Source organism: Algibacter sp. TI.3.09, assembly GCF_038154905.1.
GTDB lineage: Bacteria > Bacteroidota > Bacteroidia > Flavobacteriales > Flavobacteriaceae > Algibacter.
Genome location: NZ_JBAKAN010000004.1, coordinates 1 through 15,572, shown reverse-complemented (window position 1 = coordinate 15,572; position 15,572 = coordinate 1). Strand labels below are relative to the sequence as shown.

Genomic DNA, 15,572 nt, shown 5'->3' with positions numbered 1-15,572 from the left:
TTATGCGATATATTTAAAAGATTATTTGTTCTTATAATTAAGTTAATGCTTCTTTTATAAAAACTAAAGCACCATATCTTGATAAGCTAATACGGTATTATAACCTTTAGCTTTAAAATACGCAGTTGGATCTTGTTTAGCTGTTGCTAAAACAAAATCTCCACCCCAAGCACCAAGACTTTTAATAGCGCCTTTGAAATCGCTAAACAACCTTTCTTTAACAGGAACTTGTTTTGTTATTTTTCCAATTATAGATTCGTGCTTTTCTATTAAAACTTGAAACACCTCCAAAGTTTCAGCATGTATCATCTGCTCGGTAATAACATCAATTTCTTTTATATAATCGAGTAAATCACCTTTATGTTCACGATAATGTTTAATACCATCACGACTATTTTGTTTCTGGTTTAAATGAATAAAATAAAGATTCTTCTTAAAGGTTGGATTAAAGCTTAACGGAATAACATCTATAGCATCCGGCTTTAATTGATAGGTAATGGCCGAATTATTTTTAGCGCAAGCAATATCATAACCGCTACCACCGAAAGTTTTTTCCAAAAGTTGATACGCATCAACTTTTGCCCAATTAGAAATATTGTTAATTAAGGTTGATGATGTGCCCAAACCCCAATTTTTAGGAAAATCTAATTTCGTCGTTACCTTATATCCTATTCTATCTCTCAAAAACTCTGGATTGAGCGCTTTAGCTGCTTTTAATATTTCTATTAACCTAATAGAAGTCTCATCGGTTTCACTTGAGTTTTGAATAGTATGGTTTACTAATTCAAACTCTTTTTCGAACCAAACCATTCCTTTTTCATCTAAACTTTTCCAAATAATTTTAGCGTCATTGATGCTTTCAATAATTAACGATTGCCCGTACTTAGTTGGTACAGCCAAAGAAATGGCTCCATCTAAAACAACATATTCTCCTGAAATCAATAATTTTCCGTTACTAAAATACTCCTTCACACTATTTGTTTAAATTATCACTTTTATTTCATAGGTTTTCGTTTAATCATGCCACCTTTTAAGTCTTTTACAATCCCCATAACAATAAACGCATTTCTGTCTATTTTATCAATTTCGGTTTGTAATCTGGCGAGCTCTAATCGCGTAACAATGGTATAGATTATATCTTTATCATAACTATCGCCATTAGTTCCGTAACCACCTTTTCCTGCATAAATAGTGCAGGCTCGACGCAACTTTTCAGTTAACATAATACGCAATTCTTCATGCTTATTAGAAATAATAGTAACACCTACATATTCCTCAACACCATCTACAACAAAATCTACTGTTTTTGCCGCAGATAAATAGGTTAATATCGCGTAAAGCGCAATTTCAATGGATAATACATACGCGCCTATTGAAAATATAACGATATTAATTAGCAACAATACATCGCCAATAGTTAACGATAATTTTCGTCCTAAATATATAGCCAATACTTCAGTTCCATCAATAACACTTCCACCACGCATAGACAATCCAATACCTAAACCAAGAAAAAAACCACCAAAAACGGCTATTAATAATTTATCTTCAGTAATGATAGGGTATTCTACAAAATGTACCACAAAAGCTAGAAGTGTAATGGCTGCAATACTTTTTAAGGCAAATTTATTACCTATAGTTTTAGAAGCTAGAATTAAAAAAGGGATATTTACTAAAACCAGTAAGAGTCCCAGTTCTATAGAGGTTACATTTTCTAATAATAAAGAAATACCCGTTGCACCACCATCGATAAATTTATTGGGTAATAAGAAGCCTTTTAAACCAAAACCAGCAGAAAACACACCTATGATTATAAAAATATATTCTTTTATAGCATGGGATAGCTCGACCTGAAATTTACGAACTAGAGGTACAATTTGTTTTATACTTACGGCCTTACCTTCAGCGCTAGCTTCTTTTTTCTTAAGCTGCTTTCGGGCAATATCTACTAATATTTTGGATAAAAATGGATTCATTTTGAAGTCTATTTAATCCAACCAGTTAATAAAGAAATACTTTATTTTAGCCTGATCAGGAATATGGGCACTCTCAAACTTCAAGTCCATATCGAACCTTAAATTGGCAGGCAATTCCTTTTTATCAATAGTGAAACTTGCATTAATATCTTCTACAATAATAACAATAGAATTAATTAAATTGCTAATACGTGAAATTCTGTAATGGCTTCTAATATCTTTAAATACACTTATGGTAGATAAATTTTTATCGGTTACAAAACGAGAATCCATAATACGAATTCCTGATATTGTAGATGTAGAGTCTAAGGCATGTTTAGGCATTAAAGTCAATAATTTCTTTCCGCCTTTTTCAAAAACTTCAATATTATTAACGTTTCCTAAGAACTCATCACCACCTATAAACCTCACAATAGAATCGTTGGCATAAATATTTTTGATGTCTTTAACTTCCGTGGAATCGGTTAATAAACCTATGTGGTGTTTTGAAATCTCAAAAGGATCTTGGTCTTTCTTACAGCTAGTAAAAACGACTGCTAAACAAAATAGGCTACAAAGTATTTTATACATAATGATATTTCGTTTATTTAATTTCTAATAAAACAGAAGCTACTTATTTTTTTAACACTTTGGTTAAAATACCAAAAACCGAACGAATAAATGTAGCACTTGTAAGCACTTTAATTATTGGGTTCATGGCTGTGCTTTTACGTCTTGTTGTCGTTTTTCTTTTAGATTCTGCTTTTTTAAGAGCCTCTTGTTCTTTTTTAGCTTTTTCTTTAGCTTCGTCTGCTTCAGCTTCTTTTATTTTTTCATTAAGCATTTCGTAAGCACTCTCTCTATCAATGGTTTCATTGTATTTTTTAACCATTTTAGATTTTGCTAGCAAGCTACTTAGCTCCATATCGGTAAGAACATCCATTCTACTCATAGGTGCACGCATCATGGTAGCAGCCAATGGTGTTGGTCGTCCTTTTTCATCTAATGCAGAAACTAACGCTTCTCCAATTCCTAGAGATGTTAAAACTTCTGTAGTATCATAATATTCGGAATCTGGATAGTTTTGTGCCGTTAACTTAATGGCCTTTCTATCTTTAGCGGTAAAAGCCCTTAAAGCATGCTGAATCTTTAAACCTAATTGGCCTAATACAGCTTCGGGAACATCGGTTGGGTTTTGCGTAACAAAATATAAACCAACACCTTTACTTCTAATTAATTTTACAATGCTCTCAATTTGATTTAATAAGGCTTTTGAAGCTTCGTTAAAAATTAAATGCGCTTCGTCTATAAACAAAATAAGTTCTGGTCTATCGCTATCGCCTTGTTCTGGGAAGGTTGAATATATTTCGGCCAACAAACTTAACATAAAGGTTGAAAATAATTTTGGGCGATCTTGAATATCGGTTAAACGAAGGATGTTTATATAACCACGACCGTTATCATCAATACGCAGCAAATCTTGCGTATCGAAAGATTTTTCACCAAAAAACAAATCGGCTCCTTGTTGTTCTAACTCTATAACTTTTCGTAAAATAGCTCCGGTAGATGCTGTTGAAATACGTCCGTAAGATTCCGTAAATTCAGCTTTACCTTCTTGCGTAGTATATTGAAGTATTTTTTTAAAATCTTTTAAATCTAATAATGGCAGTTTATTATCGTCACAATACTGAAAAATAACAGCTACTACTCCCGATTGCGTATCGGTTAAATCTAAAACTCGAGATAATAATACAGGACCAAATTCGCTAACCGTAGCACGAAGCCTAACACCATCTTGTTCAGAAAGGGTTAAAAGTTCTACAGGAAAAGCTTTGGCATCAAAAGGTAAACCAATTTTTTCGTGACGTTCATCAATTTTTGCATGGCCCGGACTTGGTTGTGCCAAACCACTTAAATCACCTTTAATATCCATTAATAAAACAGGAATACCTTTATCACTTAAATTTTCTGCTAAAACCTGAAGCGATTTTGTTTTACCCGTACCAGTGGCACCAGCAATTAAACCGTGACGATTCATGGTTTTTAAAGGAATTTTCACATGGGCACCTGTAACGGTTTCACCATCTAACATAGCAGAACCTACGGCTATAAAATCTCCTTTTGTAGCATTTCCTTCTGTAATGTATTTAAAAAAAGTATCTGTCTTACTCATACTGTATATTTTGCATAAAAATACAGTAAATAAGATGAAGAAAAAAATATGGTTTCAATGGAAAGAAATAGAACCTTTAATTTCTATTTACCAAAAATTTATTACCTATAAGCTTCATAAATAACAACAATATTCTCTGTTCTATCGGTAACATTGATAGAAAAACCATCGGCATTAAAACTTGTAACTTCAGCTGCCGTTAATCCTAAATTATCCCCGTTTTGATTTCCGTAGCGTATACCTATGGCTCTAGAACTAGAAGCGTATCTAGAAATATCGTTAATAGAATTACCGTTTCCCCCATTAAAAATAACTTGTTGATCTATTCCGCTATAGTTAGTGGCATAACCTTGCATAGATCCAAATGCATTCTGGAAACTATTGTCGTTATTAGATGTTCCGTTATCACCATTTATATTTTCAGTCTCTACGTTGGCATAAGCCGAAAACTTAATCGAGCTTGGTTCAAATGGTAAACCTGTAATAGTTTGAGTTCCGGTATTGGTAATAATAAATTTACCAATATAGGTTGTAGCCCCTATGTATGCACCAGAATCTGATCCTGATTCTAAAATATTTCCAGTATCAGTGCTTACAGTAGAATGCGAATTTATAGGGTTCCAAATTGGTGTTCCTACCGATCCAGAATTAAATTCAAACTTACTTGTAGTGCTATTGAATATCAATAAACCTGTCGCTGGTAGCGTTATACTATTTCTTTGAGTAGTTGTTAATCGTGGTATTAAAATACCTTTACTGTCTGAATCAACATGTAAAATTGAAGAATCGTCGGGAGTCGTGGTACCAATACCTACCTGAGATTGCGCACAGAAAAAACTAGCGCATAGCGCGAGCATGAGGGAGAATTTTTTCATTTTAATATAGCCTTAGGGAGCTAGTTTATTTTAATTATTCATCGAATATAGCTAGAAAACTTATCAATAACAAAATTTGGGTTAAAACTAATTGGTCTTTTTGTTGCTAAGCCACTACTATTCCCAGTACTCAACAACAAGTGTAAGAACGAATAAAACAACTAATTAAGACGACTAATTCCTATATTAACAAATTTAGCTGTTAAAGGCGTATTATCGTTATTTAAAACATAACGCATAGTTACCACGTCGTTAGCATTAATAGGGTATATCACATTTCCACTTGTTCCCCAATAATCTTGACTAGGCAAACTAGAGAAACCGCGAGATAAATAAGCTACCAACCCTCCGTTAATCTCTAGTCCTATAATATATTTTTTTTCACCACCAGGCATATTACTCGTTGATAAGGATGCACTAAATAAGTAGTTTCCACTTTCCTTTATTTTAACTGTACCATTCCCTGTAACATCATAAATATCGGTATTAGCCACAAGAATATCAGCTGCACCCACAGGAAAATTAACATAATTATTATTAGGCGTAGAAAGTGCTGTATTGCCTACCGAATAACTCTTATTAAGCACTAAAGTACCATTAGATTGGCTCGACCACGTACCATTACCAAATGTACAATAGGAATTTAAAGTAGTATTATAAACCATAGCTCCATCTAGCGGTGTTGGTATAGCAGCCATCTCTGCAGATGTCATTCTTGGAGGCACAAAAGCACCTACTTTACTGTCTATTTGTAATACTGACCCATCGTCGGGAGTTGTTGTGCCAATACCTACTTGAGATTGCGCACAGAAAAAGCTAGCGCATATCGCGAGCGTGAGGGTATACTTTTTCATTTCGTTAATTCTTAGGGAGAATTACTATTAATCATCGAATATAGCCAGAAAACTTGTCAATAACAAAGTTCAGGTTAAAACTAATGAAATCCGTATCTTTGCGGACTTATGAAAAAAGAAATACAACAATTAGTTGACAAAGGAGAGATGTTGCCTTTAATGGAGGAGTTTTATACCATTCAAGGAGAAGGCTTTCATAAAGGTACCGCAGCATATTTTATTCGTGTTGGTGGATGCGATGTAGGCTGCCATTGGTGCGATGTAAAAGAGAGTTGGAATGCCAACCTGCACCCACCTACATTAATTTCTAATATTGTTGAAAACGCTAAAAAACATAGTGATACTATTGTAATTACTGGAGGTGAGCCATTAACTTGGGATATGACGCCTTTAACAACACAGCTTAAAGCTGAAGGATTACAGGTGCATATTGAAACATCGGGGGCTTATAAACTAACCGGTATTTGGGATTGGATTTGCCTTTCCCCAAAAAAAATGAAACTTCCTACTAAAGAAGTTTATGATAATGCCCATGAACTTAAAGTAATTATTTACAATAATGATGATTTTCGCTTCGCCGAAGAACAAGCTGCAAAAGTAAATAAAGACTGTATTTTATACTTACAACCCGAATGGAGCAAACGCGATAAAGTGGTTCCGGAAATTGTAGATTACGTCATGAAAAATCCAAAATGGAAAGTATCATTACAAACCCATAAATATTTAAATATTCCATAATATTATTAGCCTCGAAGTTTTTTCGAGGCTTTTTTATTGTTTGTCGCACAAATCGCATATATTTAGAAAAACAAACCCTAACTATCATGAAGTTAGTACTTTTCTATATTTCCCTTTTTACAATATTTAGCATAAGTGCGCAACAATCGGACATAGAAAAATCTATTTCGCAGATAAACTCAAACATCCAAAAACATCAAAAAGGGCAACGTCTAAAATGGATGGATAGCCTAGTTTCTATTGTTAAATACAAAACAGATTTACAGTATGATACTATTGTAAACCAAACCATAAATCTTGCTTTAAAATTAGATTCGTTAGAACTTGCAGGTAATCATATTGCCGATTTAATCTACTACAAAAACAACATAACAAGCAAACCTGAAGAAGGCCTAAAACTTTATAAACAACACATTAAAACTTACGAGCATATGCAGAACAGCCATGCTCTAACAAGATTGTACTTAAATGTAGCCGATAGTTATTACTATCTAAACGATATAGATACAGCTATTAAATTCTATAACAAAACTATTGTATACGCACAAAAATATAATGAAACACGCTTAGCAGGTTTCGCTCACTTGTATTTAGGTTACACAGAATCTGATTTAGGTAAATTTCCCGAAGCTTCAAAAAGTTTAAAAACGGCCATAGATATATTTACAGAAGTAAAAGATAACTTCAACATACTATCATCAAAAAACGCACTCTCCGTTCTGTACAGCAAAAATGCTTTTTTTAAAGAATCAGAAAAAGAACGAAATGAAGCCATAGAACTCGCCAAACAAGATAACAGAAACGATCACCTTGTTAGTCTTTACTTCAACGCTGCTACCGATTACAGAAAAACAGCCGACTATAAAAAGCAAATAGCATACTTAAAAAAATCAATAGCTCGCAATGCAAAATCTGAAAACGAAATGTTTTTAAAGTCTACTATTTTAGCCGAATTAGTAATAGCCTATTCCGAAAGTGATAGTACAAATTTAGCTGAAACACACTTTAAAGAACTAAAACAAATCTATTTAGATAATAAATCTAGTAGAAATCGTGAATCGTACATTTTTGCATTAAAATCACTAGAATTTCAAAAAGGTAACTACTCTAACGCTCTTACATATGGGAAAGAATATTTAACCCTAAGAAAACAAAAACGCGGGTATGAAGAAATTATGCTTGCCGAAAAATTTATTGCAGAAGTATACCAATCAACCAACAATTTGCAAAAAGCAAATGAACACTTAGTAAGTTATTATACCTTAAAAGATTCTATTACTAGCGTACAAAACACAAAAACGCTTGCCTATTTCCAAACGCTTTACGAAACCGAAAAACGAGATCGAAAAATAGAAGCTCAAAACACCAATATAGAGTTACTCAATGTTGAAAATAAAAACAAAACGCAACAATTAACCTTCGGCGTAATTAGTATGCTCGTTTTATTTGCCTGCATATTATTTTATCGTTCTTACACCAATGCTAAACATAGAGAAATTATTCAGCAAGGTTTTTCTCAAGAATTGATAAAAACACAAGAACAAGAACGCACCCGCATTTCTAAAGACTTACATGACAGTGTTGGCCAACAATTGGCACTTCTAAAATGGAAAACTCAAGCATTAGAGCAACCAGAATTATCCTTGCTCGTACAAAATACTCTAGAAGAAGTCAGGCATATATCACGAGATCTATATCCAATTACATTAACAAAACTAGGTTTAACCAACAGTATTCAAAAATTATTATTCGAATTAGACGAAACCACAGACCTTTTTGTAACCCTAGAAATAGACGATGTTAATACACGTTTCGATGATGTAGAAACGCTTAATTTTTATAGATTTATACAAGAATCTATTAGTAATGTTATTAAACATGCCAACGCCAGCACCTTGTTTGTAAATATTTTAAAACAAAAAAACGGTATTAAAGTTTTAATAAGAGACAATGGTAATGGTTTCGATATCGACGATACTATTCCCTTAAATAGTCTCGGGTTAAAAACTATGACCGAACGCATCAATATCCTAAAAGGGCAGCTTTCAATAAAAAGTAAAAAAAATAAAGGCACTGCTATTTTAGTTCAAATTCCAACTTAAGCTAAAATAACAACGATTTTTTGGGCGGGTTTTTAAGAAAAATAAAAACCATGCTATCCACTATATCTTTTTTAGGGGGTTATTAAATTGACCTTCAAAGCAATATTAGAAATCTAATTTCTAGTTTGCATAATAAGGCTTATCAAGTAAAAAAGGATGCCGTTTCTATCACTCCCGCAACCATCCGCCAAGTAAATGATATCAATTAAAGAATATTTCTATTTTTTAAAGAAAGACATAATTTTCTTAAAAATACCACCACCAGAATCCGGTTTATTAGCCTTCTCATGTTTATCTAAAACTTTAGGAACATAAGTTGCTTTATGCTTTTCCTTGTAATTATATTTTTCTAAAATAAGATTTACGCGTTTTTTATACAGTACACCTTTTTCTGGTTCTATTTGAAAAATATAATTCGCATATCCATCTATTTGAGCCAAAACATTACCACCTTTAGTCCAATATTTACCTTCTATACCATCTTTCTCTATTTGGAATAGAAGTGCTCTAAAACGTTTTAAATCTCCTTTTGGAATATTAGTTTTTTCGTTAACAACAACACCTGTAACCTCTTGTTTGGCATTACGCTTCATGATGCGTAATTTTTCGGGATGTAAATTAAAATTCTCACTATTTACAACGTATCTCGAGTATTTTAAAAGCGGAGTCATTTTATCAAAACTATCATGAGTGCCAGAAAATGTAATATCATCTACATAACGCGTGTATGTAAATCCGTATTTATTAGCTAAACCCGTTAATCTAAAATCTAATTTTTTACAAAGAATATTTGTAATCGCAGGACTTGTTGGAGCGCCTTGCGGTAAAAAACGTTCGCCACGTTGTGCATAATAATCTTCCCCTAAAAGGGAAACATCTAGTATTTTAGGTTCCGAACATAAAAGAGAAAAAATAGTTGCAACCTGATTAGAATAACCCAAAGCTAAAAACACACCTTTAATTCGCGCATAGGTAACAGATGGGAAAAAATTCTTAAAATCTTGATTAATAACGACTGCTTTCCCGACATGTGGTTCGGCATTGGTTTTAATCGATCTTCCTATAACACAACCATGTGCATTTGGATGAACAGGTACTATATTTAAAACCGATTCTAAAATCCAGTGTTGTGCCTTTTTCAACTTAGGCATAGGTGCAGAAATCAAACGATATCCACCAGATTTTTTAGCCATTTGAAATCTTTTGTAATGGCTAATTTTAGAATTTTTTCTTGAAAACGACAAAAACCTTAACTCACCAATAGAGATATTCATAGCTTTCGCTAAATCTTCGGCTGTATGTAAAACCGGTAAGTTTTTAGATTTTAAATGTTCGGTATTAGATATCTGCTCATTTAATTCATGCGAATAATTTTCACCTAAATAAATAATATCTTTCTCTTTAGAAACACGCCATTTCTCGGCTTTTTCTAAGCGTTCTTTTTCACGACGTTCTTTAGTTTCTTTTTGAGATTGTTTAGAAGCAAGCTTGCGTTCTTGGTGTTTTTTAGCCAGAAAAGCTTCCGGATCTTCTATAACTTTTTTTTCTTTTAAAAGTTTTTGAAGTTTCTGAGATAATTCTTTTTCTTCGTTAAAAAACGTATTTACCGTTTTAAAATCAAGTTCTCCCTCATTCCAAAACCCTAAGCGTTTCATTTCCGAAAGGATATATTCTTGTTTAGAAGATGCCTTTATTTTATCATAAATTTCTTGTCTTCTCTCCGTAGAATTATTTCTCATATAACAAAAAAAAGGTAGCAATAAGATGTATTTTGAATGCCCTTCGTACGATTCTCAAGACTGAATTGAACAACTCCAGTGAAATAGGTACTAGTACGCTATTTCACTTCGCAGAAGTCTAACCGGAAATGGCGTACTAGTACCTATTTCACAAGTTAAGTTCGAGTCAGTGACGCGTTCGGTATCTGTAAGCAAGATTGGCGATCCACCAATCAAAATGCAAGGTTTTTATCTTATTACTACCATGGTTTAAATATAATATTATTTTTTATCAAAAGTGATTCTTGTAGCCAAAATATGCGCACAAGGTCCTTTTGTCATTTTATTTTTATAAAACTCATTACAGTTACACTTAGCATCTGTAATTTTTAAATCTTTATCTATTAATACAACTGTATTATAATTATTACTTACTGTGGCGGTTAACAATACTTTACCGTTCTGTTCTGTAATTTTTAAGTTAGCAACCGCATCTTGTTCCATTAACCTATATGCGTCCTTATCTGTTTCACTAGAAAAACGAAGCGATTCAATATCAATACCATCACGCTTTAATTCACGTACACGATAAACTTTATTTTTCAGATCATAAATTACTTTGCCTGCTTGCGCAAAAGTTTCCATCGATTTATTAACTGTGGTAACATCTAAATTTAGATTTTTAGCCAAATCTGTTTCGCTTGCAAACCACGTATTGCGTAATTCTAAATAAATACTTTGCATAGTTGTAGCGGGTACTAACGCACGAGGTGCTAATAATTCTAATTGGCTTGACTGTGTCCAATCGTTTGCTGTCCACCCAGAAAGCCCCAATGTAAAATACATGTCATTGGTTAAATGTGCCGTGTAAAATGAAGGCATGCCGTTACCTAAAAGATGAACGCTAAATTTATTAGTTATTGGCAGTAATCGTTCTAAAAGTAAAATACGCCTGCGTCCCCAAACTCTAATTTCCTCATGCTCATCTCCTTTATAAATCGATTGATTACAGACTATTTCAATATTCCAGGGTTCAAAAACTGCAACAATAGGCTCGTTTGGTTTCAGAATATATTTAATAGACCGAGGGCCTTTACGTTCTTTATTTCTTTTTAACACTGAAATAAAATTGGCAATATCAATAGCTTCTAGTTCAAAAGATACTTTTTTAGTGGTCATTGCTGTACTCACTTGTAAAAAGCCACGAACCCAACTATCAGGCAAATCAATTTTTACTTCTCTATAATTATCTTCACCTGTTGTTTTAACATCGAAACCCTTAGGATCTATTTTAAAATCTGTCTCTTTATAAGTTCTTATTTTCTGAAACTCTTCATATAATTTCTTAGAATAATCAATGTTTGTGGTACCACATTTAAATTCATTAATATCTTTAAACACATCATATCCACATGATAATTTACCGTAAACAGATTCATCTTTACTAAAACATTCAAAAAACACTTGATCGGGATGCACCGTAATTACTGGATCTAAAACCATCCAAGCATCCATATCTCTTTTGTATAAAAATTTAAAATAGGCACTTTGTGCTTTATAATAAGGTTTCATTATAGAATCGCGCTCTTTACGAAGTCCTTCCATTTTTGCACGTACCTCGTGAATTTCTGAACGCAATTTCGATAAATCGGAACTAGCCTCCGATAACCAAATCTCTTCCTGGCCTTTTAACCAAGCCAAATAAGCCGAATTATCTTTTGGTTGAAAATTAAAATCTGCAACCACAACATGATGCAATGCAGAGATAGCTTCTCTAAACGGAATTTTTTTATCTAAAGTCCCTACAAAAAATGTAGGATCGCGAAGTACATCTGGAGCAAAACTAACATTAGTGCTAGATACTCCATTATTAACAGTACTTCCGCCTCCGTATTTATAATTAAATTGCATGTTTTTAATTTGATTTTATTAATAACGGAACTTCAATTTCAGGAAAAACATCATATATACTAAGTAAAACATCAATGTTATTACTTCTATCTTTTATGGTTTTTGTGCCAAGAATACTGTTTATTAAACGTACAGTCATTTCGGCAACCACCTTACTTTTAACAGATTCTTGTTCTAAAAAAGCATAAATCCTCGTTTTGGTTGCACGATGTGTATTAATATTAAATAAGCTCGTTTTAAAATATGTTTCCAGTTTTAAAATAACATCTGGAGTATCTTTAGCATATGTTTCTAAATAGTTCGTTACAAAAAACTGCATATCCTTTGTAGGGTGTTCTTGTAATTTCATTAGTAACGGTAAACCCTTCTCCTCGCTAAAATGAGCTGTTATCATTTTTCTACCAAAAGCTTGTACTTCGTTTTTAGTATGATCGCAAGCGTATAACAGCATATTAACTGTCCAGTTTTTTTCTTCAATGTTTCTTTCAAAATAATCGCAAGCCCAATCTATAATATCTTGCCAACTTGAATTAAAAATTAATAATGCCTTTTCTAACTCATAATTAATCTTCGGAATATGTAACTGAAAATAATCTTGAAGCATTTTACGTATTTCAAAAACGTCTGAATTACCTAAAGAGACAAGTTTCTCAATAGGTAACGTGTTTAAATCTATATGTTGTTTAAATAAAGGAAGGCCAAGTTTTTGAGCATATTCATAATGAGAAAGCACAAGTTTAAACATAAACTCATGAGAAATATCATTTAAATAATGTTTATAGTTTTCTGTTAACAAGCTGTAACAGTTAGCATGTAAACCATCATATTTTTCTGAATCAATTAATACAATAAGTAAGCTATTAAAAAGACTTGTTTTGAAATCTGTGTCTAAATTAACCAAACGCTCTATAGTTGGTTGTATTGCTGTGCGTACTTCTTCGTATTCAGAAAAACAAAAACCGCTAATCTTTTTACTATTCTCTAGTAAAAAATGATCCGGAAACTGAGATAACAACTCAATACCAACTTGCCTTAATCTAGTATCATCAGAATTAATATATTCATCTATCGAATCTTTAAATAATAAGAATGTTTCTATTTTATTGTGCTTAGCTAAATTAGCCGCAAATAATTTATTTGTAACACTATTAGAAGATGCCAATTTATTAATCTCCTCCAAAGATACATCACTCAATAAGCTCCCAAAAGTCGTATTTCCTATTAAATTGTTTACCTCTAAAAGATAAGCTTCAGTATAGATAGAATGTGATTGAAATAAGCCACTCAAAGCATTTAAATTAAGTATAAAACTATATTTAGGAATACTTCCATATAAAGTTTTTAAATAATCAATAACCTTTACTTCACCAGTTAGTAATAAACCGATTACAACTTCATCTCTGGAAAAGTAATCTCGTTCATAAAAATTAAGCCAACCAAGTCCTAATTCTATAGCTCTTTCATTTTTGGAACTTAATAATGCCAACATTATAGCATCTTCAGGTTGTACGTTTTTATATTTATCTTTTATAGATTCTAAAATCACCTCCAAAACTTTAGGATGATAATGAGAAACTAAACGTTGTAAATCATCTAACAAAAGTGAATCTAAAATACTTTTATTCTCCTTTATAATTCGTAATGCGAAAAACACAGCCTCTTCACTCTTAGCATGACTTAAAACATACAATACTTTTTCAGGATTGCTACTCCATACTTCTGGAAGAATTTCTGCTCGTTCTAGATCTTCCAACTTAATATCTTCAGAATAAAACCATTTCGTATTATCTCTGTTTAACAAAGTAGAATTACCATAAAGCACATACATTAGTGCAGAAAACTCATGATATCTTGGAAAGATTCGACGCTCAGTAATATAGCGTCTTTCTACAGAATCATAAATATAATTGTATTGCACATTAGAAGCGTTTCTATCCGTTTTATCATTTAACGAAACTAACATAGACACTGCATAATCCAAATAACCAGATATGTTAGTTTTGCTTAATTTATAAACTAAGCTATAGGTGTTTTTATTAAAATATTTTTGTGTTTTAGATGAAAACGCTACAGAGGGATTCTCTTTTTTCTTTTCAACATCCATTGAAATCCATTGCTGACCGCTATATATATAATTAGAAGTATATCCAGGTGTACTAACACCCATTCTTTTAGATAACAAGCCTAAAAACTGATAGTCGTCTAATAAATGGGATGATCGATAAATATATCTAACAGATTTAAATGTGTTTACTTTTAATGGAATACTTTGAAGGAATTGATATAGCTCTTCCCTACCGGAATTTTGGATATAACTATATAAATAAACATAATATAAAACTGAAGCATCAATATTCTCTTCTTTGAGGAAATAATCTTTTAATGCAGCGTAAAATAATCTAGGATGTTTTATATGATTTCCTAATTCTGATGGAAGCGTATTTAAAATCTTATTTTGAATTTCCTTCTTTACATTATCGTTACCATATTTAAGACAATATGTAACAGCAACACGACCGCTTTTATTTGAAAAATTCTCGGTTTTGAAAACATTATAAATTGAATCAACATGTGTATCATCTTCTAAAACACAAAGCGTATATATAGAAGCATATTGTTCAAATTCGTCATTAGAATTAATAAAACGAGCTATAAGTGGAGATGCTAACTTAATATTAAGCTCCGCACATTTTAAAATAATTTTAGAGACTTTCCAATCTCTTGAATAAGTACCAGCAATTGATTGCTCTAAATACTTTAAAATGGTGTCTTCACGAGCAGTGTTCAGTTTAACAGGCATAGATACTGAACCATTCTCACCATATCCTTTTTTCTCTTTACTTTCGACTAACTTGTTAAATATAGACAGAGCGTCATCATAAGGTACAGGGAAAACGGTTTTAGTTCCTTCTCTTAAAGTTGCTCCTCTACGACCATATCGAAAGTTTACCACAAATAAGTCTCCACCAGATTCACATAAATCCACCTCGTAAACTTTATCCGATTTACCTTCTGTAAAATATAGTTTTTTTTGCTGTTGTATCTTCAATTCCAAAACGATTTGTAAGTAAATATACAGAATTATCCAGCCATCTTATATTGAAGAAAATAAAAAAAGCCTATTTAAATCGTAAACAGCTCATTCAATACACATTACCATTGATTCTTTACGTTGAGTTTATTACAAAAAAAATCCTCAACAAATAAATGTTGAGGATTAAAAAAGGCAACGACCTACTCTCCCAC

The 15,572-nt window shown here is 32.3% G+C and carries 11 protein-coding genes; 2 read left to right on the top strand and 9 right to left on the bottom strand.

Features of this window, described 5'->3' with window-relative positions; all coding sequences use genetic code 11:
* Positions 1-63: 63 nt before the first annotated feature.
* The 6 genes from V6246_RS13435 to V6246_RS13410 form a co-directional block, all read right to left on the bottom strand.
* Positions 64-972: a GYDIA family GHMP kinase gene (locus tag V6246_RS13435; protein ID WP_341560961.1), complete on the bottom strand. Its 909-nt coding sequence runs from the start codon at positions 970-972 to the stop codon at positions 64-66.
* A gap of 23 nt (positions 973-995) precedes the next feature.
* The gene (locus V6246_RS13430; protein WP_159018383.1) at positions 996-1,976 is read right to left on the bottom strand and encodes a YitT family protein; all 981 of its coding nucleotides are present in this window, start codon (positions 1,974-1,976) and stop codon (positions 996-998) included.
* 12 nt (positions 1,977-1,988) lie between these two features.
* Positions 1,989-2,546 carry a hypothetical protein gene (locus V6246_RS13425; RefSeq protein WP_341560960.1) on the bottom strand — a complete coding sequence of 186 codons (558 nt, stop codon included), beginning with the start codon at positions 2,544-2,546 and terminating at the stop codon, positions 1,989-1,991.
* A 43-nt stretch (positions 2,547-2,589) separates the two neighbouring features.
* A complete protein-coding gene (locus tag V6246_RS13420; protein ID WP_341560959.1) occupies positions 2,590-4,128 on the bottom strand; it encodes a helicase HerA-like domain-containing protein in 1,539 nt (512 codons plus the stop codon).
* Between the two features lie 101 nt (positions 4,129-4,229).
* A complete protein-coding gene (locus V6246_RS13415) occupies positions 4,230-5,003 on the bottom strand; it encodes a hypothetical protein (protein ID WP_341560958.1) in 774 nt (257 codons plus the stop codon).
* A gap of 161 nt (positions 5,004-5,164) precedes the next feature.
* A complete protein-coding gene (locus V6246_RS13410; RefSeq protein WP_341560957.1) occupies positions 5,165-5,857 on the bottom strand; it encodes a hypothetical protein in 693 nt (230 codons plus the stop codon).
* Positions 5,858-5,965: 108 nt separating this feature from the next.
* Between V6246_RS13410 and V6246_RS13405 the strand changes: the two genes are divergently transcribed.
* On the top strand, positions 5,966-6,595 hold the full coding sequence (locus V6246_RS13405; RefSeq protein ID WP_159018388.1) for a 7-carboxy-7-deazaguanine synthase QueE: 630 nt from the start codon (positions 5,966-5,968) through the stop codon (positions 6,593-6,595).
* 86 nt (positions 6,596-6,681) lie between these two features.
* Positions 6,682-8,697, top strand: coding sequence for a tetratricopeptide repeat-containing sensor histidine kinase (locus V6246_RS13400; protein ID WP_341560956.1), 2,016 nt, complete (start codon positions 6,682-6,684; stop codon positions 8,695-8,697).
* Between the two features lie 218 nt (positions 8,698-8,915).
* On the opposite strand, the gene V6246_RS13395 is transcribed toward V6246_RS13400, so the two are convergent.
* The 3 genes from V6246_RS13395 to V6246_RS13385 form a co-directional block, all read right to left on the bottom strand.
* A complete protein-coding gene (locus tag V6246_RS13395; RefSeq protein ID WP_341560955.1) occupies positions 8,916-10,436 on the bottom strand; it encodes a reverse transcriptase family protein in 1,521 nt (506 codons plus the stop codon).
* A 261-nt stretch (positions 10,437-10,697) separates the two neighbouring features.
* Positions 10,698-12,326, bottom strand: coding sequence for an SWIM zinc finger family protein (locus V6246_RS13390; protein ID WP_341560954.1), 1,629 nt, complete (start codon positions 12,324-12,326; stop codon positions 10,698-10,700).
* A 4-nt stretch (positions 12,327-12,330) separates the two neighbouring features.
* Positions 12,331-15,375 carry a WGR domain-containing protein gene (locus V6246_RS13385; RefSeq protein WP_341560953.1) on the bottom strand — a complete coding sequence of 1,015 codons (3,045 nt, stop codon included), beginning with the start codon at positions 15,373-15,375 and terminating at the stop codon, positions 12,331-12,333.
* Positions 15,376-15,572 lie beyond the last annotated feature (197 nt).

Excerpts from the sequence above, each read along its gene's own strand:
- V6246_RS13430 (WP_159018383.1), bottom strand. The coding sequence starts at position 1,976 with ATGAATCCATTTTTATCCAAAATATTAGTAGATATTGCCCGAAAGCAG.
- V6246_RS13425 (WP_341560960.1), bottom strand. The coding sequence starts at position 2,546 with ATGTATAAAATACTTTGTAGCCTATTTTGTTTAGCAGTCGTTTTTACT.
- V6246_RS13420 (WP_341560959.1), bottom strand. The coding sequence starts at position 4,128 with ATGAGTAAGACAGATACTTTTTTTAAATACATTACAGAAGGAAATGCT.
- V6246_RS13415 (WP_341560958.1), bottom strand. The coding sequence starts at position 5,003 with ATGAAAAAATTCTCCCTCATGCTCGCGCTATGCGCTAGTTTTTTCTGT.
- V6246_RS13410 (WP_341560957.1), bottom strand. The coding sequence starts at position 5,857 with ATGAAAAAGTATACCCTCACGCTCGCGATATGCGCTAGCTTTTTCTGT.
- V6246_RS13405 (WP_159018388.1), top strand. The coding sequence starts at position 5,966 with ATGAAAAAAGAAATACAACAATTAGTTGACAAAGGAGAGATGTTGCCT.
- V6246_RS13400 (WP_341560956.1), top strand. The coding sequence starts at position 6,682 with ATGAAGTTAGTACTTTTCTATATTTCCCTTTTTACAATATTTAGCATA.
- V6246_RS13395 (WP_341560955.1), bottom strand. The coding sequence starts at position 10,436 with ATGAGAAATAATTCTACGGAGAGAAGACAAGAAATTTATGATAAAATA.
- V6246_RS13390 (WP_341560954.1), bottom strand. The coding sequence starts at position 12,326 with ATGCAATTTAATTATAAATACGGAGGCGGAAGTACTGTTAATAATGGA.